The organism is Citrobacter sp. TBCS-14, assembly GCF_005280805.1.
In the GTDB taxonomy this organism is placed as follows: domain Bacteria; phylum Pseudomonadota; class Gammaproteobacteria; order Enterobacterales; family Enterobacteriaceae; genus Citrobacter; species Citrobacter gillenii.
Genome location: NZ_SZWM01000646.1, coordinates 1 through 502, shown reverse-complemented (window position 1 = coordinate 502; position 502 = coordinate 1). Strand labels below are relative to the sequence as shown.

Here is a 502-nt window from a genome sequence, read left to right as displayed (position 1 = left end):
ATCAGCGCTTTTAGCGCCTGACCTTCGGTTTCACGCGCGACGACGAAGTCATCCAGCGTACCGTCAAGCGCGGCGAGGATTTCGGCGGCAATGGCGTCCAGATCTTGCTCCTGNCTGCGGCAATAGCGTCCAGGTCTTGTTCCTGGGCCGCCATGACACCCGGCCAGCGCAGGATATCAACCGGATTAATTTCGCCTTCATCGCTCTGCATCTTGACCCAATTTGCGGCGGTGACGAGCTGTTTAGCGAGTTTTTCATTCAGGAGCAACTCACCTTGCGCGCTGGCATCAGGCTCAAAACGCAGCGTACATTCTACTTTACCGCGCGTCAGACGCGTGCGAATACGTTCGCGAACTACGGGTTCGAGACTACGGAACTGCTCCGGCAGGCGAAAATAAGTTTCCAGATAACGCTGGTTTACCGAGCGCATTTCCCAGGTGGCGCTACCCCATTCACCCTTGATTTCACGCCGGGCGTAAGCGGTCATGCTGCGGATCATAGA

At 56.5% G+C, this 502-nt stretch carries 1 pseudogene; it reads right to left on the bottom strand.

From position 1 onward, the window contains the following. Positions 1 to 499, bottom strand: a pseudogene (locus FDX22_RS20425) (YicC/YloC family endoribonuclease); the annotation flags it as partial. Positions 500 to 502 lie beyond the last annotated feature (3 nt).